Annotated in this window: 18 protein-coding genes and 7 pseudogenes; 12 read left to right on the top strand and 13 right to left on the bottom strand. The window is 34.7% G+C overall.

The genetic code is table 11. The features are described 5' to 3' along the window. Positions 1–19 precede the first annotated feature (19 nt). On the top strand, positions 20–1,087 hold the full coding sequence (locus tag AC3WVZ_RS31895; protein WP_078187961.1) for a DUF418 domain-containing protein: 1,068 nt from the start codon (positions 20–22) through the stop codon (positions 1,085–1,087). A 440-nt stretch (positions 1,088–1,527) separates the two neighbouring features. On the opposite strand, the gene AC3WVZ_RS31890 is transcribed toward AC3WVZ_RS31895, so the two are convergent. Then, complete coding sequence (locus AC3WVZ_RS31890; protein WP_233936923.1) at positions 1,528–1,836, bottom strand: nuclear transport factor 2 family protein; 309 nt, start codon at positions 1,834–1,836, stop codon at positions 1,528–1,530. Between the two features lie 244 nt (positions 1,837–2,080). Further along, positions 2,081–2,233 (bottom strand): annotated as a pseudogene (locus AC3WVZ_RS31885) (IS6 family transposase); the annotation flags it as partial. A 326-nt stretch (positions 2,234–2,559) separates the two neighbouring features. Between AC3WVZ_RS31885 and AC3WVZ_RS31880 the strand changes: the two are divergent. Beyond that, positions 2,560–3,603, top strand: a complete 1,044-nt coding sequence (locus tag AC3WVZ_RS31880) for an ETX/MTX2 family pore-forming toxin (RefSeq protein WP_176116697.1) — start codon at positions 2,560–2,562, stop codon at positions 3,601–3,603. An 85-nt stretch (positions 3,604–3,688) separates the two neighbouring features. On the opposite strand, the pseudogene AC3WVZ_RS31875 reads toward AC3WVZ_RS31880, so the two are convergent. The 3 genes and pseudogenes from AC3WVZ_RS31875 to AC3WVZ_RS31865 all read right to left on the bottom strand — a co-directional run. After that, a pseudogene (locus tag AC3WVZ_RS31875) lies at positions 3,689–3,904 on the bottom strand (DDE-type integrase/transposase/recombinase); the annotation flags it as partial. Between the two features lie 138 nt (positions 3,905–4,042). Then, positions 4,043–4,189, bottom strand: a complete 147-nt coding sequence (locus AC3WVZ_RS31870) for an SEC-C metal-binding domain-containing protein (protein WP_139362551.1) — start codon at positions 4,187–4,189, stop codon at positions 4,043–4,045. Positions 4,190–4,409: 220 nt separating this feature from the next. Further along, positions 4,410–4,538 carry a hypothetical protein gene (locus AC3WVZ_RS31865; protein WP_282082077.1) on the bottom strand — a complete coding sequence of 43 codons (129 nt, stop codon included), beginning with the start codon at positions 4,536–4,538 and terminating at the stop codon, positions 4,410–4,412. A 169-nt stretch (positions 4,539–4,707) separates the two neighbouring features. On the opposite strand from AC3WVZ_RS31865, the gene tnpC (AC3WVZ_RS31860) reads away from it, so the two are divergent. From tnpC (AC3WVZ_RS31860) to AC3WVZ_RS31845, 4 genes and pseudogenes are all read left to right on the top strand, one after another. Then, positions 4,708–6,111 (top strand): IS66 family transposase, encoded by a 1,404-nt coding sequence (gene tnpC / locus AC3WVZ_RS31860; RefSeq protein WP_233935410.1) that lies wholly within the window; start codon positions 4,708–4,710, stop codon positions 6,109–6,111. Positions 6,112–6,234: 123 nt separating this feature from the next. Beyond that, a complete protein-coding gene (gene tnpC, locus AC3WVZ_RS31855; protein ID WP_233936965.1) occupies positions 6,235–7,623 on the top strand; it encodes an IS66 family transposase in 1,389 nt (462 codons plus the stop codon). Positions 7,624–7,874: 251 nt separating this feature from the next. Then, positions 7,875–8,081: pseudogene (locus AC3WVZ_RS31850) on the top strand (DDE-type integrase/transposase/recombinase); the annotation flags it as partial. A 516-nt stretch (positions 8,082–8,597) separates the two neighbouring features. Then, complete coding sequence (locus AC3WVZ_RS31845) at positions 8,598–8,870, top strand: hypothetical protein (protein WP_078188157.1); 273 nt, start codon at positions 8,598–8,600, stop codon at positions 8,868–8,870. Between the two features lie 573 nt (positions 8,871–9,443). On the opposite strand, the gene AC3WVZ_RS31840 is transcribed toward AC3WVZ_RS31845, so the two are convergent. The 4 genes and pseudogenes from AC3WVZ_RS31840 to AC3WVZ_RS31825 form a co-directional block, all read right to left on the bottom strand. Further along, positions 9,444–9,977, bottom strand: coding sequence for a hypothetical protein (locus tag AC3WVZ_RS31840; protein WP_100910608.1), 534 nt, complete (start codon positions 9,975–9,977; stop codon positions 9,444–9,446). 302 nt (positions 9,978–10,279) lie between these two features. Further along, a pseudogene (locus tag AC3WVZ_RS31835) lies at positions 10,280–10,413 on the bottom strand (PD-(D/E)XK nuclease family transposase); the annotation flags it as partial. A 561-nt stretch (positions 10,414–10,974) separates the two neighbouring features. Beyond that, on the bottom strand, positions 10,975–11,661 hold the full coding sequence (locus AC3WVZ_RS31830; protein WP_233936962.1) for an IS6 family transposase: 687 nt from the start codon (positions 11,659–11,661) through the stop codon (positions 10,975–10,977). 319 nt (positions 11,662–11,980) lie between these two features. Continuing rightward, positions 11,981–12,330, bottom strand: a pseudogene (locus tag AC3WVZ_RS31825) (DDE-type integrase/transposase/recombinase); the annotation flags it as partial. Positions 12,331–12,550: 220 nt separating this feature from the next. Here AC3WVZ_RS31825 and AC3WVZ_RS31820 point away from each other — a divergent pair. The 3 genes from AC3WVZ_RS31820 (at position 12,551) to AC3WVZ_RS31810 (ending at position 15,718) form a co-directional block, all read left to right on the top strand. Continuing rightward, positions 12,551–12,883 (top strand): hypothetical protein, encoded by a 333-nt coding sequence (locus AC3WVZ_RS31820; RefSeq protein WP_078187749.1) that lies wholly within the window; start codon positions 12,551–12,553, stop codon positions 12,881–12,883. Positions 12,884–13,092: 209 nt separating this feature from the next. Beyond that, positions 13,093–14,412 carry a prolyl oligopeptidase family serine peptidase gene (locus AC3WVZ_RS31815; protein ID WP_233936960.1) on the top strand — a complete coding sequence of 440 codons (1,320 nt, stop codon included), beginning with the start codon at positions 13,093–13,095 and terminating at the stop codon, positions 14,410–14,412. A 433-nt stretch (positions 14,413–14,845) separates the two neighbouring features. Further along, on the top strand, positions 14,846–15,718 hold the full coding sequence (locus tag AC3WVZ_RS31810) for a calcium-binding protein (protein WP_078187746.1): 873 nt from the start codon (positions 14,846–14,848) through the stop codon (positions 15,716–15,718). A gap of 35 nt (positions 15,719–15,753) precedes the next feature. On the opposite strand, the pseudogene AC3WVZ_RS31805 reads toward AC3WVZ_RS31810, so the two are convergent. Further along, positions 15,754–15,831, bottom strand: a pseudogene (locus AC3WVZ_RS31805) (IS6 family transposase); the annotation flags it as partial. 226 nt (positions 15,832–16,057) lie between these two features. On the opposite strand from AC3WVZ_RS31805, the pseudogene AC3WVZ_RS31800 reads away from it, so the two are divergent. Then, positions 16,058–16,327, top strand: a pseudogene (locus tag AC3WVZ_RS31800) (IS4 family transposase); the annotation flags it as partial. 36 nt (positions 16,328–16,363) lie between these two features. On the opposite strand, the gene istB reads toward AC3WVZ_RS31800, so the two are convergent. Continuing rightward, positions 16,364–17,107, bottom strand: a complete 744-nt coding sequence (gene istB / locus AC3WVZ_RS31795; RefSeq protein ID WP_176116684.1) for an IS21-like element helper ATPase IstB — start codon at positions 17,105–17,107, stop codon at positions 16,364–16,366. Positions 17,108–17,298: 191 nt separating this feature from the next. On the opposite strand from istB, the gene AC3WVZ_RS31790 reads away from it, so the two are divergent. Further along, on the top strand, positions 17,299–18,006 hold the full coding sequence (locus AC3WVZ_RS31790; RefSeq protein ID WP_078187744.1) for an IS6 family transposase: 708 nt from the start codon (positions 17,299–17,301) through the stop codon (positions 18,004–18,006). Positions 18,007–18,730: 724 nt separating this feature from the next. Here AC3WVZ_RS31790 and AC3WVZ_RS31785 read toward each other — a convergent pair. Then, positions 18,731–19,324, bottom strand: a complete 594-nt coding sequence (locus tag AC3WVZ_RS31785; protein WP_176116744.1) for a methyltransferase — start codon at positions 19,322–19,324, stop codon at positions 18,731–18,733. A 241-nt stretch (positions 19,325–19,565) separates the two neighbouring features. Between AC3WVZ_RS31785 and AC3WVZ_RS31780 the strand changes: the two genes are divergently transcribed. Then, positions 19,566–20,114 (top strand): hypothetical protein, encoded by a 549-nt coding sequence (locus tag AC3WVZ_RS31780; protein ID WP_233936958.1) that lies wholly within the window; start codon positions 19,566–19,568, stop codon positions 20,112–20,114. Between the two features lie 181 nt (positions 20,115–20,295). On the opposite strand, the gene AC3WVZ_RS31775 is transcribed toward AC3WVZ_RS31780, so the two are convergent. After that, complete coding sequence (locus tag AC3WVZ_RS31775; RefSeq protein ID WP_043935167.1) at positions 20,296–20,625, bottom strand: hypothetical protein; 330 nt, start codon at positions 20,623–20,625, stop codon at positions 20,296–20,298. Between the last annotated feature and the right edge of the window lie 77 nt (positions 20,626–20,702).

Raw genomic sequence — 20,702 nt, 5'->3', positions numbered from 1 at the left:
TGGAAAGGACAACAGAAATTTGCATACTAAAAATAATATTTCTACTCGTATTATATCTCTTGATATTCTTCGTGGCTTTGCTTTGATTGGAATGTTAATTATACACGCCGCTGGTTTGTCAAAAAAACAAGAAATCCCGATGTATTCTATGGATTTTTACTTGGATATTTTTAATAACATGTTTATTCATTTTAAGTTCGTTTCTATTTTTTCATTTTTATTTGGCGTTGGATCTTATTTCTTTTTTTTACGCGCGCAACAACGTGGATTGCATAGTTATCATCTTTTTTCAAGGCGATTAATTACGCTGCTTCCTATAGGGATTATATCGATACTGATTTGCCCTCAGATAACTCCTATTTTAATCATCTATAGTTTATTCGGATTTAGCTTACTTCTTTTCTTTAGACTAATGTCTAGAATGATTCTACGCATTGCGGGATTAATCATAACATGTAATATACTATTAGTAATGGGAGCTATGGTATTGGGAGGCCCCTCCTCCAAAAGTTTTAATATTTCTGTTCAAATAATTTGTTACGCTGTCACTTATCTATCTGTAATTTTTAGTATGATGCTATTAGGACTATATGTAGGGAAAATTAATCTTTTTCAGCAATTATCACAACAAACGGTCATGATCAAAAAAATTCAGAAGATGTCATGTTTTCTCAGCTTACCTCTAATTTTAGGAGGTCTATGGACTATTTATATAAACCCAGATATAGAGCATAATATTTCTTTTCAAGGACTATGTTATATAACGGCTTACCCCTTATCAATATTTTATTTGTCTTCCATCATTCTTTTATATAATAAAGACCATTCTTTGTATATTTATAAACCGCTCAGTTATGTAGGACGGATTTCATTAACGACTTATATTGGGCATGCATTGCTTCTTAAACTTCTTCCTTTATTGTTAGGTTGGACATCTGGCTACACACTAGTACAAAGCTTGATACTCTCCTGCATTATATTTACTATGCTAATTATTTTTAGTTTTATTTGGTTGCAGAAATTTAAACAAGGTCCTATCGAGAAAATTTGGCATCTATTAACATTTGGAAACAAAGCAAGAGCATAACATGAGGGGATTTCACAATTTATCCATTTTTATATTTAAAAATGGATATACAAGATCAAATTCAATAGTTTTACCTAATGAAAATTTAACAAAAAGGGATGTAGAGACGTTTTTATTTTCCACATCCCTTTTTAATTGGAAAATATTCGTATATGGCCCCATATTTTCCTTTTGGTTGTCATACCCCACATTGCATTGCAAATTGTAAATGGGGGAAAGAAGTATACCAGTTAGGAAAGCATTTGTCTGGGGAGGAAAATGTGAGAGCAAAGAATGCAGAATGGAAATGGGATCAATTGTGTGAGGATACATGCTAATATGTATGGAAGGAAGTAAATTTGTTTCAATACGATGAACATAAGCCGTATGCTAGCCAAACGAAGCCAAAACCTGAGCTTAGGTTTTGGCTTCGCAACATATGATGCATGCAAACTTAGGTGTTATTTTTTTATATTAATTTTTCCAATGGTATTAAATTCATCATCAGATTGTAAGGAACGAGTTAGTTCATTACAACGTAAAATTTTCCCATCTTTTAATTCCAAAATCGCTATGATTTCTACGACACCACGATTCCCATTTTTCTTCTTTACATGAATCTCATATCTTAGCGTTGCTGTCTGCTTCTCTTCATCAAATAAAAAATCGTAAAAAGGTGACAATGCCAGTGTGTCTACTATACTTTTTAAAGTTTCCATATGAGTATGAAACCCTTGTATATTCACCTCTGTACCATCCGTAACTTGCATATAGGGTTTCTTTACCCATCCCCTCGAAAAGGGGGAATAGCAAAAAAATAGTGGCAAAACCCTTATAAATAAAGGATTTCAATTTCTTTTTAAAATAAATATGTCAAAACATATACAGTTTAATTGACGTGTTTCAAATATTATTAAGTTGTATTTTTGAAATGGGAAATACAAGATTTTTAGCCATATCATAAAGTGTAACTTTTTGACATGATGTATAAATTTCTAATGAGTTAAGCTAGGTCACCCATTTCGGGGATTTGGGCAAAAACACCCAGATTCCACGTTCTTTTAAAACTTCAGAAACATCACGATAGCTGAAAAAAAAACAACAGTAGTAGCCGATGGTTATCAAAAGAATATCTTTTTCGAATGGTTTTCTTTTAAAATATTTCATGTGTGATCCTTCTTGCTTCTTTTTTCTAGAGTGTAGCCTCATTTAAAAAACTTTGCAACAGAACCAAACCATCTATGCTATATACAAACAAAAGAGAAGATATTTCAGATTTCTCTTTTTTGACATACAAAAAATTACAGAAGTTATGCAGAACCAAACTTTGCAACAGAATCCTGTATCCTATATATGTAAGTCGAATCCTTGTAAAAATGAAAGCGTTTAAACAAACTTTCTCAAAGGTTATTTTCGTATTCTTCGCCGTCCCCTTACCTTGTTATAATCAAGGTAGATTCAGAAAAAACATTTCACAAAGGGGGCTTATATGTATGAAGAAAAAATATTATAAAGTATTGGCTATCTTTCCATTAGCATGTATGTTAAGTACACCCATGCTAGCAGCACCCGTTTCTACCTTTGCGGCAGAAACACAAAACGAACAAGGAACAAAAGCTATTGATAGGGCAACATTTGAACAGGATTTGAAGTATGCAATGACAAGTATACCCGCGATTATTCAACCTAATGGTACTGGAAAAATATACAATCCATTTCACACCACCAATCCAGCTATAATTAATATGGTATTTTCTTTAGAAAACTTTAAAGATGTCACTGCTACAGAAACAAAAGATATAACAACAGCGGACGATATGCAAGAAGCAACGTATGAAAATGTCACAGATTTAAACCAAACACATATCACACCGTCTAAAACGATTACCAATACAGATTCCTTTACGTATTCCAATTCAGAAGGAGCAAAATTAGGTGTAGAATTAGATCATACATTCAATGCAAACGTAAGTATCCCAGGTGTAGGAGGGGCCGGTGGCTCTACAACGGAAAAAGTGTCTACTGAATTCTCTTATAATCATACAAGCTCGAATACAACCAGCCATACAGAACAAATTACAATACCTTCTCAGACTATCGTAGCGGCACCACATGGAACGACACACTATATAGGGAAAGTACAACGGGTTGAATTTTCTGGAACAACGGAGAATACAGGCTATATTACAGGTACTATAGAAGCTGAGACAAATTTCCGTAAAGCTACCGAATATGGTCCAGGGACCGGTCCTTATGATTATACGCAAAATGGAAAAGAAAAAGTAGATATCTATGATGTATTTAAACAAGCGCTTACAAATCCAGCTTATAGGGGCTTACCAAATTATATAGAATTAGATAATGTAAATAAAAGAGTCATTTTAAAGCAACCAATTACTTCTACCTTCACAGGAAAATTAGGGTTTAAATCTGATGCGAAAATTGAATTTATACCAAGTGATCCAAATAAACCAAAAGTTCAAATGTCTTTAACCGACTATCAAAACCCTGAGAAACGTGCTCAATTATTAAAATAACGAAAAAAAGATTTTATTATGCATGAGAATGGTTCTGTTGCAAAGTTAAAAAAGTATAACTAGGTCGATATAGTAAAGATAGAATTTAAGCAATCATCATTAATTGTTGTACTTCTTGGTATGACGAAAAGGCGAAGTCTTGTGAAAGACTTCGTCTTCGTTTGTAAAGGGCATGAAGAGCCTCAATCCCTTTTATTGTACGTGAGGCATGACGAATACTTTGAAACCCTGCGGATTCAGCAAAACGTCGCTTTACATGCCTATGGTCTTGTTCAATGATATTGTTTAAATATTTTTTCACACGAAGTGGCGTACTGTGTAATACACACTTTTCTTCTTTTAGTTCACGTATCGCAACAGGATGGGGGTATGGCAACATCGCCATCAAGCTAAGGAAAAAGAGATACCCCCAAGCCGAAAAAAATAGGGGTATCTTTTTTCATATATTTAATTCTATTTCTTTGTTCATGCAACAAAATTTATACTTTTTTCCGCTATTACAAGAGCAATTCTCATATATATTTTCTGGCTGTTTACAATCTTTGAGTGCTTTTTTTAAATCTGATACATGGGTGTTTTTGCCCAAATCCCCGAAATGGGTGACCTAGCTTAACTCATTAGAAATTTATACATCATGTCAAAAAGTTAGACTTTTTGACATAGCTAAAAACCTTGTATTTTTCATTTCAAAAATACAACTTAATAATATCTGAAATATGTCAATTAAACTGTATATGTTTTGACATATTTATTTTAAAAAGAAATTGAAATCCTTTATTTATAAGGGTTTTGCCACTATTTTTTTGCTATTCCCCCTTTTCGAGGGGATGGGCAAAAACACCCACCATGGTGGCATCCATGATACGAATACGTTTAAAATAATTGTAACTACTCAGCCACCTTTCGGTGTCTTTTTTAAATTTTACTAGTTTCATATGCCTCCCATTTGTAAATACTGAGTATATCAAACAGGGGAGGTGAATCTTATGGTCGATCGAAAAATTGTAACTACTCAGCTACCTTTTGGTGTTTTTTTAAATTTTACTAGTTTCATATGCCTCCTATTTGTAAATACTGAGTATATCAAACAGGGAGGTGAATAGGATGGTCGATCGAAAAATCATTTTAGATGCATATAAAAAAGGACCTGAAGCTGTTATTTCTTTATTTGAAGAAACATTTTCTAAGTTAGAAAAACGGATACTCGAACTAGAAAATGCTTCAAAAAAAAACTCTACAAATAGTCATAAACCACCTTCTACAGATGGTTTGCGTAAGCCTGTTACAAAAAGTTTACGCAAATCGTCTCATCGTCAAACTGGTGGCCAGTTGGGCCACAAAGGACATACTCTTGGTTTGACAGCGACTCCAGACCATACAATTACGTATTCTCCTACATATTGTACTTGTTGTAACACGTCCTTACACCAAGAACCTGTAAAAGGATACCGCATTCGCCAAGTGTATGATTTACCACCTATCCAGATAGAAGTGACGGAACATAAAGTGTCACAAAAAGAATGCCCACATTGCCATGCCATCCAAGGAGCCCTGTTTCCTTCTACCGTCTCTCGTCCTGTCCAATATGGTCCAAATATAAAAAGACTGGTTCCTTATTTAACACATTATCAGTGTCTTTCTTTGAAACGCACAAAAGAATTCTTTCAAGATTGTTTTGGACATTCGATTAGTGAAGGAACTTTGATAAATCATACAAACAGTTTTTCGGCTCAATTACAGCCCTTTCTCCAAGAAGTAAAAGACAAGATTCTTCAGTCTCCTGTTGTCCATTTTGATGAAACCGGTATGCGAGTAGAAAATAAAACACAATGGTTACATACTGCTAGTACACCGGAGGTGACATTGCAACATATTCATCAAAAACGCGGAAAGGAAGCAATGAATGCGGGAGAAATTTTACCGTCTTTTTCTGGAATTGCAATGCATGATGGTTGGAAATCGTATGATGCGTATACAGATTGTCGTCATGTATTATGTAATGCCCATCTCTTGCGAGATTTGCAAGGAATTATAGATAGTACCGGACAAAAATGGGCACAACAGATGCAGAAATTTCTAACGCAGGCTTTCACGCTGAAAAAGCAATACAAAGGAAGTCTGCCAAAATCGGAGCAACAGAATCTATTTATCGTTTATCAATCCATATTGAAAGAACAACCAGTCTTTTCTGCAGAATTAAAAAAGAAAAGAAAGCAGACGCCTGCTCAAAATTTATGGAATCGCTTCGTCAAATATGCTGACAGAATTTTAGCATTCTTAGAACATCCAGACATTCCATTTGATAACAATCAAGCGGAACGGGATATCCGAATGACGAAAGTAAAACAGAAAGTGTCTGGAACTTTCCGAAGTAAAAAAGGCGCAGAATCTTTTTGTCAGATACGAAGCTTTATGAGTACCATGAAAAAACAAAAACAATCTGTCTTACAAGCGATAGGCCAGGTTATAGAAACCGGAACGATTCCTTGGAATCGCATGACTTTATAAGAGAATTTCTCTATTTGATCTAGATTCTTTTTCTTATTGAAGTATTTTCTTTTTCATGTTTTCGAATGGAAAACATGTATTTGGTATGCCCTTTTTCCTAACTAAGCTGAGTAGTTACGAAAAATTATTTTAGATACATATAAAAAAGGACCTGAAGCTGTTATTTCTTTATTTGAAGAAACATTTTCTAAGTTAGAAAAACGTATACAAGAACTAGAAAATGCTTCAAAAAAAAACTCCAAAAATAGTCATAAGCCACCTTCTACAGATGGTTTGGGTAAGCCCGTTACAAAAAGTTTGCGCAAACCGTCTCATCGTCAAACGGGTGGCCAGTTGGGCCACAAGGGACATACTCTTGGTTTGACAGCGACTCCAGATCATACGATTACACATTCTCCTACATATTGTACTTGTTGTCATACTTCCTTGAACCACGAGCCTGTAAAAGGGTATCGCATTCGCCAAGTGTATGACTTACCACCTATTCAGATCGAAGTGACAGAACATAAAGTAGAACAGAAAGAATGCCCACATTGCCATTCTATCCAAGAAGCCCAATTTCCTTCGACAGTATCTCGTCCTGTTCAATATGGTCCAAATATAAAAAGACTGATTCCCTATTTAACGCATTATCAATGCATTTCTTTGAAGCGAACAAAAGAATTCTTTCAGGATTGTTTTGGACATTCTATAAGCGAAGGAACCCTGGTAAATCATACACAGGCTTTCGCTTCTCAATTGCAGCCATTCATAAAAGAAGTAAAGGAAAAGATTCTGCAGTCTCCTGTTGTCCATTTTGATGAAACTGGTATGCGTGTAGAAAACAAAACACAATGGTTACATACTGCCAGTACACCGGAGGTGACATTGCAACATATTCATCAAAAACGTGGAAAAGAAGCAATGGATGCTGGAGAAATCTTGCCATCTTTTTCTGGAATTGCGATGCATGATGGTTGGAAATCGTATGATGCGTATACAGATTGTCGTCACGTTTTATGTAATGCCCATCTCTTACGAGATTTACAAGGAATTATAGATAGTACTGGAGAACAATGGGCACAACAGATGCAGAAATTTCTAACGCAAGCGTTGACGATGAAAAAGCAATCCGAAGGTACCATGCCAAAAGCGACGCAAAAGAATCTGTTTATTATGTATCAATCCATATTGAAAGAACAACAGATTCTTTCCACGAAACAAAAGAAGAAAGGAAAGCAGACGCCTTCTCAAAATTTATGGAATCGCTTCGTCAAGTATTCTGACAGAATTCTAGGGTTTTTAGAACATCCAGCCATTCCATTTGATAACAATCAAGCAGAACGGGATATTCGGATGACGAAAGTAAAACAGAAAGTGTCTGGGACTTTCCGAAGTAAGAAAGGCGCAGAATCTTTTTGTCAGATACGAAGCTTTATGAGTACCATGAAAAAACAAAAACAATCGGTCTTACAAGCGATAAACCAAGTCATAGAAACTAGAACGGTTCCTTGGAATAACACGACTTCATAAGAGAATTTCTCTATTTGGCATAGATTCTTTCTCTGATTGGAGTATTTTCTTTTCATGTTTTCGAATCGGAAACATGTATTTGGCCTGTTTTTTTATTTGAAGAAGCTGAGTAGTTACAAGACAGCTCTTGTTTTTGATGCATATTCATAAAAAGCACGTCACCCTTTCTCATTAACATAAGAGAATAGTAACATGCTTTTAAGTTTAAGAATAGTCTAAATCCTTAAGTTGATGGATGTGTGGTTCTACCCCTAAATAACGTAGTGGAACAAGACCATCGTTTCATTAAAAAACGTGTACGTTCTATGTTAGGATTTAAATCTTTTGGCACAGCCACATGTATTCTTGCAGGAGTAGAAGCCATGCATATGATAAAAAAAGAACAGGTTGATTTACAGGATCAGTCTGTTCGCAATCAAAAGAAATTTATTCATCAATTATTTGGATTAACAGCGTAAAGAATGATTCCAGTAGGAATTGTCATTATTTCTTGGGAATGTATCCTTTATTTGCACCAGAACCAAACCATTCGTTCCATATAGATTGGTTGTATCAACATGATCAAAACTAAAATATATCATGATAATCAGATCATCGATCTGCTGTTGTTCATTTTCAACTGCATTCCTCCCCATTCAAATCCCCTTTAAAGTTAACCTTGCTACGTAAAAAACTTTGATATAACTTCAGTTAACCGAAGTTATATCAAATAAAAGAATATTTCAGGTAAAAACCAAAACAGAACAAATTCAATGAAGAAATTCAAGCTGTATATACATTTGGCTTTTTTTCAAATGAAAATAATTTTTATATCATAATATACAAATGTCTTGCATATTATTGTGTACGTACGGTAATTGGTATAGAATACAAAAAAAGCATCACTCTTTTTCATTCATTTTTCAGCTTGCGCATGAGGAAGTTATTGGGTAATCATCTTCTTCTCGCAGAATACAGTAAGGGAGAGTGTTTGTATGTTTAACCAATCGCTATTTGGGGATTCTAAACCATTACTACAAGAAATCGATCTAAAAATGAGTATAATGGAGTCTATACTTCTACTTCATTCTACTTCTGACTATGCGGATACAAAAGAAGTATATAAGGTTCATCAAATCCTTTTAGAAATGTTGAACTTGTTGCTGATTTTGGAACAAGAGCCTACGATGGCATCACTTGCAAAAGAGTTAAGTCTACAACTACAAACCATCCAAGAACAGTACAATAAAATCATTGGTACAAGTTAAAAACAGCACTTTTTGAAGAAGAAATGAAAATATCCTCATTCTGATACGAATGACACGTAACTATAAAAAAAGACTTGGATACAAATCCAAGTCTTTTTGTCAGCAAGTACATATTCGTCTAGAAGGCTTAGTGACAGGGTAGCTGCTGTAGTCCGCAAGGTGGTTTCCAGTTATAGTAAAAAATATGGGTTTATCATTAACATAATTGTTTGCTTTTTTACAAAAAGGTTCATAACTCTTAAAGTTTTGAACCTAAATTTTATATGCAGGAATTACAGGGTTTCGCTCGATGTCATAACTTATGTTTATAAACAGCAAAAAATTGAATGACTTTTGATAAAATACCGTATGCTTCAAAATATGCAATTTTATTTTACTTTTAATGGAAATTATTCTGCGGAGTAGAACAGCTAGCCCATATGGTGAATTTCATTTAGATATGGATAAAAGAATGGCTATTTAAAAGGATAACCAGCATCATTAATCAAAGAGTTATATTCATAAAATTCAAAAATATATTTCGCTCGAAGATGCTGTTTCTACCCCTCATAGATTTTAGACAGATACAAAGATTTAGCGTAAACGCAAAATCTCTTTTTGTAATATATTTCCGATTTCTTTTAGCATGAGTGCTGGGGGACTATTTTCTACAACATGTTCACTTAAATAAGTATCGAAATATAGTATGTACCCGTTTTCTTTTTGAAATACTATTTTCCCGATTTCTCCAAAGGTTTCATGGTCAAATATATAGTGAAAACTGGATTCTTCTAATTTTCTACGCACCGTTACTCCTTCAGGTAAACGTAATTTTTCACCATAAATGGCATTTGGATTTTCTATAGTGAATTTTTTTCCCAATATTTCTGAAATACGATGGTTGATTCCTACCAGGATCTCTTCCATAAGAAGAACATCCATCCCTTGCGAATGTGATTGGCAAAATAAAATAACTTCTTTTAAATTTTCATGTGCAGTTATAAGTTCTTCTTTTGTAATCATGTCAATTTCTTCTTCATAGTCTATCATCATTATGAAAAGCATTTGAACATCTTCATAAATACCGACTACAAGCGTATCTAGAACGTTTTGTGAGATAGATTTCATTGTCGTAACCACCTTTGTTTATAAATATAATTATAAAGATAATTTAATTCGAATCTTCAGCTTGTTCTTCACCGTGACCAAATAAATTTAAATATTCATCAAAAAAGTCGTAGATTACAAAAACTTGATAACCTTATAATTTCATCTGTATAAGTCGTCTTCATTCGTATCCATTCGCTCCATTCTATATTGTTAATGTGCGCTCAATGCATTGTTTATTTGATGTAAAAGCTCCAAACGCCCATTTCGTAAACGCATATATTCATTCTCCTTATTCAAGTGATAGCCACTTCTTTTGTCTAACTCATAATAGGGGACGATAACGTTTTACGCAAGACTGCATTCAAAAATCCCATTAATTGCTGTCTTCATTTCCTTGGGTTCCAAATAATTGCTTAAAAGCAAAATCAATACGTAAATTGATGCAATTATTCATTCCGAGGCCTCTCTTCTTAGCATTTCATACCTCTATCATATCAAATTTATTTCAAAAGAACGAACTGATGAAACACAACTCATCTATTCATAATGAAGGGAGACAAATAGTAGAATAATACACTAAAAATGATTATATCAGCTGTGTACGAACGATTCATACATCCAAAATCGACTATTATTTTAAATATGCAAAATTTGGTCGTTATCTAGCGAATCTCTCCAGACTTTGTACAAATCATGACGAATCAAACATTTGTTTAAAAAGAGGAGTTTCTATCAATGCCATTTATATATGTCATAGCAAGCTCATTCTGTCATACAAATATCCTTGACAATCATCGCGTCTTCGTCAAATTTTGCAAAAGATGATTGGGAATACTAGGTATGAGCTAAAGTTCCAATTACAATCCTTATATAATACGAAGAAACTCGATTGTCTTTTTTCCATATAAATCTCGATTGCTACTTTAACAAAAGGGTCGAGATGGAAAATGATTATATTTGGTTCTGGTGCAAAATTTAAAAAAATAAAGAACGGATTATAAAGTGGCGTTTGAGTTTAAGCAACCGCTACTAATTTTTGTAGTGCATCGTACGCCGAAAAAACGGAGTCTAATTCAAGACTTCGTCTCTGTTTATATATAGCCTGAATCGTTTCAATCCCCTTTATAGTACGAGAAGCATGACGGATACTTTGGAATCCAGAAGATTTGGCAAAGCGTCGTTTTACATGTCGATGATCTTGTTCAATAAGATTATTATGATATTTGATGGTACAGTGTTTGGTATGTGTATAATAATCGTCTTTCTTCAATTTTTTGAATGCACAAAGTAAAGCCGGAGCCTTGTCTGTCGTAAGAACCGATGGTTCTCCAAAAGCTTTGACGAGTCGCTGCATAAACATATAAACCGCTTGATGATCACGAGTTCTACGAAGTTGAATATCCAAAGTATGCCCATCTCCATCAATTGCACGATACAGATAGCGCCACTCCCCTTTAACTTTGATGTAAGTCTCATCTAAATGCCAAACAAGGTGTGTCGTTTTGTTTTTCTTTTTCCAGATTTGATAAATCAAATTGCCATATTCATGAACCCAACGCATGATCGTCGTAGGGTGAACGGATATGCCACGTTCTTTCAAGATTTCAGGAACATCACGATAGCTTAAAGAAAAACGACAATAATAGCCGACGGCTATCAAGATAATGTCTCTCTCGAATTGTTTTCCTTTAAAATATCCCATATGTTATGCTCCTCATCTCATTTTTTCTACAGTCTAGCTCAGCTCCAAAAACTGTGCAACAGAATCGTCTCAATTCACTTAATACTTTTTCGTCCAATTCATTTCTGCATTGACAGCAAGTATATAACATTTACGTTAATGTAAATACACTACAGAAAGCCAAAGTCCAGTAATTAAACTTAATCACTGGACTTTGGCTTTCTCAATTCTTTTCAGTACTAGCCCCTTCTCCGCCAAAAAACAACTCACTTTTATTGGTTCTGGTGCAAATAAAGGATACATTTCAAAGAGCAATGGGGGTTCCTATCGGAATCGTTCTTTACGCTGTTAATCCAAATAATTGATGAATGAATTGTTTTTGATTTTGAACAGACTGATCCCGTAAATCAATCTGTTCTTTTTTTATCATATGCATGGCTTCTACTCCCGCAAGAATACATGTAGCTATACGAAAAGTTAAGTCCTAACATGGATCGTATACGTTTTTATGAAACGATGGTCCTGCTCTACGATGTTATTTAGATATTCTATCTGCCTGATTTAAATGCCTAACGGCAGATGTTTCTCTTTCTTCAACGTTGTGACAGCAATTGGATAAGCAGGGTTTTTATCAACTGTGATTGCACGAGGTTTTGAAGCATGAAAAGACTGCAAAGCTTTTTTGAAGAATTGGATTTCGCCTTTTCCGTATACAATGAACTACAAAAATTAATAGCTACTGCATAATTATTCCCTCTTATTTCTCCACCCGTTTATGCTTTTTTCACACTTTGCAACGGAACCGTATAATTTTTAAAATTTCTCAACGTATGAAAGCTAGTCACTACTAATCCATTATTGTATGGTGGTATATGTCACACACAATCATTTATTGGAGGGATTTTCAAAGATGAAATTGAGAAAAAAGAAACCCATCGTGATTTCTAGTATTCTCGCTTGTTGTAGTTTTATGATAGCAACGCCCCATTCTACTGCAGAGGCAAGACATCAAAAAGTAGGAACGGAACAAGTGCAAATGGAAGGACATGTGATACAAAACACAATGACAGTAAATCTGCCGTACACGTTAAGTAGTGAAGTAATCACAATTATTCAGGGTAATCCCCAATATATCCAGTTAAACCGAAAACAAATCCATTTCACACAACCGGGAACATATATCATTCAAACCAAGGGATGCCTAGGAACGGTCGATAGGTATGTATTTGAAATTACAAAATAAAAGAACGTGATCCATGTATCAAAAATTTTAAACATATTTATTTTCCTTTTACCTGGTATTTCAATGGATGATACGACAATCGGAAACCGAACGGGAACACATCAATACAAACCAATATATTGCCCTCGTCGATTCTTAGAATCGGATAAAAACATTCTAACTTCAAAAATAATGAAAGAATCTTAAAAAAACTGGGAGGTAATCACTTTATGATAAAGAGAGTGAAAAAAATAATTACAATGGCTTTATTATGTATGGTAGTAACTGGAACAATTTTTTCATTCTGTACGGGAGCATTGGCTGAAGAAATGAAGACGAAGTCGCCCTCCTATCAAACTATTACAGAAATAAAGGATTGGGGCGCAGTGATAACAAAGGTGATTGTCAATGTAGGTAAAATGGTTCCTGCTAAATCTGTTACAACAGATACGTTTAAAGTACATGTGACTAGAAGTGACAATCGCTTAGCAGATCCTCTGTTGGAGAAAGGGTACCGGAAAGTGACAAGCGCTTATGTCGCGGACAAGAAAGGGAATCCTGCTGATAAAAGAGGAAGCCATGTCGTGTTAGAAATGGAAATTGGTCCGTCTCTATCTTTAGGATCACCAATGCATTTTGATGAGCAATCATTTTCAAAGGACTGGATTCATAGTAAGTATAGAATTACGCAACAAAAAGATATTGTGACACCAGGTGGGAAAATATCAGGACTACTTATTGATACCTATGCAGGTGGATCCATAGATTTAGTAGATAAATTTTCAACAGGGAAAGCTACTTATGATGATGTTACGTTAACATATGCAGATTTTAAACCCGCTACAGATTATAAGAAAAATCCTTTAATTATTTGGTTACATGGTGGAGGGGAAGGGGGAACAGATCCCACAGTTCCACTTGCTGCAAATAAAGCGGCCAACTTTGCATCCAGTCATATACAATCTTATTTCGATAGTGCGTATGTTTTAGTCCCGCAAACCCCAACCTACTGGATGGATGGGGTTACAAGGGGCGGTGATGGGACTTCCAAATATGAAAAACCTCTTATGAATTTGATTCAAGATTATCTTGCTCTACATAAAGATATTGATCCTAACCGAATTTATATTGGTGGGAATTCTGCCGGCGGTTACATGACAATGAATATAATCCGAAAGTTCCCTAAATCTTTTGCAGCTGCCTTTCCAACATGTGAAGCGTTAAGTGATCGACTGATTTCTAATGGAGATATCCAGCGCATGAAAGATATTCCGATTTGGTTTGTTGCCGCTAAAACAGATACAGCTATACCGGTTCAGGATTTTGTCATTCCGACATATAATCGTCTGATAAATGCTGGCGCAAAAAATGTGCACTTGTCCTTATTTGACAACGTTGTTGACACGTCAGGTTTGTACAAAAAAGAAGATGGCACACCATACGAATATGATGGACATTGGTCATGGATTTACGTATATAACAATGAAGTATTTGATGGTAAAATGACTCTAATGGAATGGTTAAATAATCAATCATTAAATCATAAATAAAGAAGGAATATCCCCGAAAAATACTGAAGTAGAAATCATCTATCAAAAAAGAATCGTATACGTTATCCAGACCTAAATCACGAAAGATTATATTACATCGTAGGTATCAACCATATAGTTAACAACGTGATAGCTGGTCGATAATGTTTCTACTTAAACGTCTTTTTTTCTCTATACGAATCACACATCTTTTATAGGGGGCCCAGTTAGATATTTTAACACACTGCATGAATAGCTTAGTGATGGACCATTATTAAAGTAAGATCATACAAGTGTTGTAACCGCCTGTTAAAACATCCATTTTGACTTATCTAGCATGTTTAAAATTCGGAAATTTCCGTCATAAACATTAGTTTTTTGAACCAGAACAGTAATTAATGATAGCAAGCTTAAATAGACTAATAATGTTTTTATATAAAGGAGGAATAGACAATTGAAAACAGTTAAAATGATTTGTTTAGTTGTATGGAGTATATTACCATTCATTGCGTTATTTACTTTTTCATTGCCGTCTTATGCTCAATCTGTACCAACATGTGATGGTAAAACCGCTACGATTATTGGAACAGCAGGTGATGATGTAATTCAAGGAACAAGTGGAACTGATGTGATTGTAGGATTAGATGGGAACGATCGTATCTCTGGGTTAGAAGGAGATGATATTATCTGTGGTGGAAACGGAAATGATACAATTTATGGGGAATTTGAAAATGCTACTGGTATCTTTCTAGGTGGAAACGATCGTATTTTTGGTGAAAGTGGGAATGACATATTGATGGGGGATTTTTATAATTTTAATACGCTTCTTGCTGTAGGCGCTGCGGCTGGTAATGATTATATAGATGGCGGTTCCGGTGATGATATTATTAGTGGGGGTGTGATGAATTTTAATGTTACTACAGCTGTTACGGACCTAGGATCTAGTAATGATATTCTAAATGGCGGGGAAGGAAATGATACCATGTATGGCTGGACGAAGACATTTACTACTACTCTTATAGGTACCGTATTAGTGAATGATGGTCAAAATACGTTAGATGGGGGTCCTGGTGAAGACATTATGTATGGTGATTTTGAAACTTTGAATGGAAATCTAACTACTATTAATGCTTTGCGTGATACAATTAATGGTGGAAGTGGAGATGATAGGATTTATGGTGATGTTAAGAATGGTAATGTAAATATAACACCTACGCTAAATGGAAATAATGATACGGTTGATGGTGGGAATGGTTTTGATCAAGGGGATGCTGGACCTGGTACAGATACTTGTACGAATACCGAAGGAATTTTGAATTGTGAATAGTAAGATAGAATTCGTTTTGGGCTATGACAACATCGTCATCCTCCCTTGTACGTCGAAAAAGAGAAGTCTGGAATATGACTTCTCTTTTGTTTATAAATAGCATGAATCATTTGGTTCTGGTGCAAAAAAATTAGGTTAATTGCAAGTAATCTCAAAACCTTGGACATACTGATAGTATTACTCTATAAAGGTGTGTGATCAGTATGAGGGGTAGAACCAGCATCGCCTAACAGGCCTCACGATACATGCCCATCAACTTAAGGCTTTTTACTACCCCCCAAGTACAAAAAAACGTTATTCTTTCTTACATAATATAAATGAGAAAGGGTGACGTTTTTTATGAATTTCTCGATTCAAGAGGAGTTACAACCATTTGCGGAAGAATTACAGCGCTATACCACACCTGAATTTTTGGAAGAACTCACAAGAGAGATGAAGTTTATAGAGCGAAAGCGCAAGTTTTCAGGATCAGATTTAGCTACCATTTGTATTTGGATCAGCCAAAAAGTGGCCAGTGATCCTTTAGTCAGATTATGTAGCAGGCTTCACGCAGTTACAGGTACTGTACTTAGCCCTGAGTGTTTTGTGCAAGCGGAAAATACAGAGAGTTGCAGCGAAAAGTGCAGAGGCTAGCAGCTCGATTTTTTAAATGGTAATTTTAGTATTTCCAGAAGACAACGCATTGCGTAAACGATAGCTTTCTCCTGTAAATGCAATAATGTGGGCATGATGGACCAAACGGTCCACCAATGCCGAAGTCAATCGATTATCACCAAACACTCGATTCCATTGACCAAATTCTAAATTAGAAGTAACTATCACACTTTTTTGTTCATAACAGTCGGCAATAATATGGAATAGGAGCTCCGCTCCTGGTTTTTGAAACGGTACATAACCTAGTTCATCTAAAATTAATAGATCACATGATTCAATTTGTTTTTTTATACGAGTTAAATTCCCCTGTTTTAAAGCTTCTTCTAATATACCTACTAAATCCGCTACTCGGAAAAACTTCACTTGATATCCTTGTTCACAGGCCTTTAAACCTAACGCTCTTGCTAAATGTGTTTTACCAGTTCCAGGAGATCCAAGTAATAAAAGGTTCTGTTTTCCTTCACAAAATCGCAACTCACTAATATGTTCTTTGCTTGTCGTAGAAGGTAAATGAATTTGTTCACCCCATTCATAATCTTTTAACCACTTTAGCTCTCTAAACTTTGCTTTTTTTATTAAAGTTGATACTTTCTTACTTTGTCGAGCTTCAATTTCTAAGTTTAAAATATCCTTTAAGAATTGTTCTTTATTTTCAAATACAACATCATCATAATGCTCTAAAATAGAACTCAAATGGAATACTTTACAAGCTTCTTGTAGATTTCTATGTATCATAGTGAGAATGAGCTCCTCTCTAATGTTGGATAGAGTTTGCGGTCATATTGTTCTAAATCCGTTTCATAATCTACTAAAACGGATGGTGTGTGTTTCTCTTGGTTCTGGTGCAAAAAATCGAAATGATTTGAAAGTATTCTTTCAAACTAGACTATACTGGTACTACTACTTAAAAAAGGTGTGTGACCAGTATGGAAAAAGAAAATATATTCAAATGGAAGCATTACCAGCCCGATATTATTTTGCTAACAGTACGTTGGTACCTACGGTACAACTTAAGTCTTCGTGATTTAGTGGAAATGATGGAAGAACGAGGATTCTCCTTAGCCCATACAACCATTATGCGCTGGGTTCATCAATATGGACCAGAATTAAATGAACGGATTCGAACACATTTGAAATCAACCAATGATTCTTGGCGAGTGGATGAAACATACATCAAAATCAAAGGAGAAAAAATGTACTTATATCGTGCGATCAATTCTGAAGGAAACACGATTGATTTTTATTTAAGTTGTAAACGAGATACGAAGGCTGCCAAGCGTTTTCTAAAGAAAGCCTTGGCTTCTTGTCATGCCACAAAGCCTCGTTCGATAACTGCTGATGGAGATAAGGCCTATCCTGTTGCGATACGTGAACTAAAGGAAGAGAAATGTATACCACAGGGTATACCACTTCGTGTGAAAAAATATTTAAACAATATCATTGAGCAAGATCATCGATTTATCAAAAAACGGATTCGGAATATGCTTGGATTGAAATCCTTGCAAACAGCTACAAAAATGATCGCTGGAATAGAAGCTATGCATATGATCAAAAAAGGACAAACCCTCCAGGGGGAGAAGTCTGTCCAAAAGCAAATGTATCTTATCAATGAAATCTTTGGTTTAACAGCATAAAGTTCCATTCCGCTAGGAATCTTTCGTTCTTTTTTATATCCTTATTATTTTTGCACCAGAACCAAAATATAAAATTAAACGTTCTTCTTTCTATAAATTAGTAAAAGAATATGAAACTCAACTAGCAAAATAACCAATAGATGGGAAGAAACATCATGTTTGTACTTGGCATAGATATTCTATTGGGTTATCTCATTATGGGGATAATCGTTGCATGTATTGTTTGTTATCTCGAATTTAGAGAATAACTTTCTCAATACCAATATATATAATTTCCTGTAAAATACAAGATACTAATACTTTTACTAAATTCAGATGATCTTCTCCTTAAACACCACGGATGTGGTGTTTATTTTTTTATATAAAAAAGCCCCAAAGGGGCAAATGAATGAAAACAAATAACAGACAATCATATTCTATCACGTTTTCAACATGTTAGAAACGATAAACTACATAAATGCTTTTAACAATTGTGTAACTAATGGAGCAACTCCTCCAATGAATGTTAAGACTGCGATTGCAATTGACATCTCAATTCCTCCCCTTTGAAACTTTTTCTTTTTGCCATATTTGCTTTATCTTATACGATTGATGGAGCGTTTGTCATATGTAACTTTGCATATCTCCATTCCACACTTTTCGAACTATATGAGAAACAAGCAAGTAGTTCTTGGATAAAACCCACCTTTTTGTTATGAAATAATATAAAAGAAATTAATACCGTTTATTCTACATATAAACCAATTGCAGCAACAATCGCTTCCGAAGCATATTCCCATTTTCCATCTGTTAAAGCTCCTAATTGTTGGCCAATTTGTGATAGGAGATCTGGTGTAATCGGAACGCCAAAATATTGAGCAATGATTGCACCAATAGGTGCTGTAATTTTTGTCCATCCACCACGATCGATTTTAATTTCTAAATTTTTGATTACCCCATCTTCTTTTACAAAGCGATAATAGACTTGATCATCTAAACGAAAACTTAAATGATGTGAAATTTGACCATTTACGATAGTTTGATTGCCTAGTTTCGAAATGTAAGCTGGTTTCACATTAAATTCATGGTCAAATACTTTTAATTTTTTTATTTCAGGTCCTAACAAAGCAGCTTGAACCGCTTTATCGAGATTATTCATAGGAATAGCATCTAGATTTTTCGTTTGTTCAATAAAATGGGGTGAGAATACATGAAATGCTTCTACGACTTGTTGCGTGGTCGTTTCTTTTTCTGCAGCAAATACGAATGTAGATGAACCTGTTACTAACATCGCTGCTAAAGCTGTAGCACTGATTACCTTATATCGTTTCATACTTATATTCCTCCTCTTTTCCCTTTTTATTTGCGAAACATATCAAATCATGTCATACGAAAGGGTTGGAAACATCATATCACAGCAGGAAATAAATTAAAAGTAAATATTCTGAAATTTCACAATATATTTCGTGCGCTATAAGAAAAGATTTTTAATTTTCGACTCACCCATTCTTTTCCAAAGGAGATTTTGTTCTCATATAGAATTTGTACACCATATCAATTTTTAAGAGGAGTGATTTTCATTGACAGAAATCGTAAAAATTGAGGAACTCAACACATTCTTGCCATTGGCTTCTTTAGAAGCACTACCTGTGGAAGAACAAAAGATGCGACTACAATATTGGAAAGAGCACTTTTCAATCAAAGAAATCTTAGAAGGATTAGGAACCTATAAAAATAAACTCTATGATTTGTATAAAAAACATGAAATTACAACCCAAGGGCACATGCAGGCAAAACGAAAAGGAAAAGGGAAAGAAGAGACTACTCCCAAAGAAGATACACCTAGCAATCTACAATATACTCATTCCACCGAACTAGCTCAAACGCAAATACTTCCACCAACCATTCCCATACAAGAAGTACCCGTAATACCAGAAACTGAACCGACAACAATTCCGTCAGCACCGATAGAGTCTTCTATTCCAGAATCCTTTCATATCCACTATACAGGTCGTAAATCAAAACAGAAAGTCATTCACCAATTACAAGCCCTTGCTACTCTGTTAGAAGAAGAATCACACGAGCAATATCAATTTTCCATTCAAATCGAAACAGCATGTTTAAAATAAAACAGACAAAGGATGCACACACCTATAATTTTCTTAACCTTTTGTATAAAGTACAACTTATATGAGAACACTGTTAATCATCCATAATATGTATTCCATTTTGAGTAGCCATTATTAGCTACTCTTTTTTATTACGTACTGTTCACTTACAACACTTTTTCAAATGAGATATCGCTTTATATTAGGATACAGAATATTTTTGTATCGTTTCTAGGACAGCTGACACAATGCTTTGCATATGCTGATGCAATTCCGTTACTTGTACCAACAACTTCTCTCTTTTATAGGTTGTCATGTCTCGCATCAATTCTACAGAAAGTCTTTGTATTTCTTGATATGCTTCTGAGCTTTCAAATGCTACTGTCTCTATATACGCTAATTTGGGAAATGAATTGCACTGTTCCTGTTTCTTGCTCTCCCATTGCTGAAATACATATTGAATCCATAGCTTGATTTCTTCTTGCATGAGCATAATTTTCTGTATTTGCTCTTCTTTTTTATTTCCCCTCATTACAGCCACCCCATTCTATTTCCACTTCAAAAAATCCTTCAAATTCATTTTTGAACTCTTTTATTTTAAGATTCCCC

Source organism: Bacillus sp. CPT56D-587-MTF (assembly GCF_058792335.1).
Note: the sequence above shows the minus strand (reverse complement) of the source record. Positions and strands in the feature narration are given on the sequence as shown.